This is a genomic window from Arthrobacter sp. RIT-PI-e, from assembly GCF_001187915.1.
Taxonomy (GTDB): Bacteria; Actinomycetota; Actinomycetes; order Actinomycetales; family Micrococcaceae; genus Arthrobacter_D.
This window is the reverse complement of the sequence record NZ_LGIU01000002.1, coordinates 1-1,297: the sequence shown is the minus strand read 5'-3', so window position 1 is coordinate 1,297 and position 1,297 is coordinate 1. Positions and strand designations below refer to the sequence as shown.

The window sequence follows — 1,297 nt, the reverse complement described above, 5'->3', positions numbered from 1 at the left end:
TGGGGTTAACCTCTGTTGGTGGACACCTGAAGTAGCGGGATTTTGGGATTCTGCGGGAAGGTGTTCCTGTGAGCACGACACGACGTAAATTCACTCCGGAGTATCGGCGGGGGGGGGCGCGCCCTGTCATTGATACGGGCAGACCGGTAGCGCCGGTGGCCCGGGAGTTGGGCTTGGGCGAGCAATTACTGGGCCGGTGGGTTGCCCGGGAACGGGCACGGTTGGCGGCTCCTGAGGAGTTCGCGGCGGCTGAGTCGGAGAAGTCTGAGCTAGAGCGTTTGCGCCGGGAGAACACGCAATTACGGATGGACAACGAGTTCCTGGGAAAAGCCGCAGCCTTCTTCGCCTCCAAGCAGCAGAATCGGAATGCTTCGAACTGATGGAGTCCGAGAAGGCTAACTATCCGGTCCAGCGGATGGCCCGGCTCTTGGGGGTGTCCCGCTCCGGGTTCTACGCTTGGCGCCGGCGCTGTGAGTCAGCATCACCGGCGAGGATGGCAAAGCGGGCAGAGTTGGACGCCATGGTACGCAGGGCTTACGCAGATTCGACCGGGATCTATGGGGCGCCGCGGGTGCAGGCCGTGTTGGCCAGGAACGGGACCGGTATTGACCGGAAGACCGTAGCCGCCTCGATGCGCCGGCAGGGACTGGAAGGGATTTCGCCACGGCGATTCCGGCCGGTAGCGCCGATTGGTGAGGTGCGGGTGCATTCGATTCCGGATCTGGTGGCCAGGAAGTGGGACACCGGCGAGTTGAATGCGGTCTGGATCTCGGACATCACCTACCTGCGCACCGGTGAAGGCTGGGTGTATTTGTGTGCTGTCAGGGATGCCTGTTCCCGGCGCGTGATTGGTTGGGCAATGGACTCGGCCCAAACCACCAGCTTGGTGGAGCGGGCATTGCGCATGGCTTACGTTCTGCGTGGTTACGACCCGGCCGGGGTCGTGTTCCATGCCGACCGGGGCGCTCAGTACACCTCGTCCCAGCTCAACGCCGCCTGCTCCCAACTGGGTATCAGGCAGTCTGTCGGGCGGACAGGCGTGTGCTGGGACAACGCGATGCAGGAATCTTTCTGGTCGACCCTGAAGACTGAGTTCTACGACCGGCGCCGGTGGGCAACCAGGCAAGAGGCAATCCGTGAAACCGGATGCTGGATCGAGGAGTTCTACAACCGCTCCCGACTCCACTCGGCCCTGGGCTACACCACGCCAATAGAACACGAGCAATTACTCGCCAGCAATAAAGCTCAGCCGGCATAAGCCGCCTGATCAACTGTCCACAACTTGCGGGCAACCCCA

The 1,297-nt window shown here is 62.3% G+C and carries 1 protein-coding gene; it reads left to right on the top strand.

Translation table 11 applies throughout. From position 1 onward, the window contains the following. Window positions 1-68 precede the first annotated feature (68 nt). Window positions 69-1,258, top strand: a protein-coding gene (locus AC792_RS00025) for an IS3 family transposase (RefSeq protein ID WP_152915924.1) whose coding sequence is annotated in 2 segments (ribosomal slippage) — window positions 69-336 and window positions 336-1,258 — 1,191 coding nt in all. Because the reading frame shifts where the segments join, the coding sequence is not laid out codon by codon here. The last annotated feature ends 39 nt before the right edge of the window (window positions 1,259-1,297 follow it).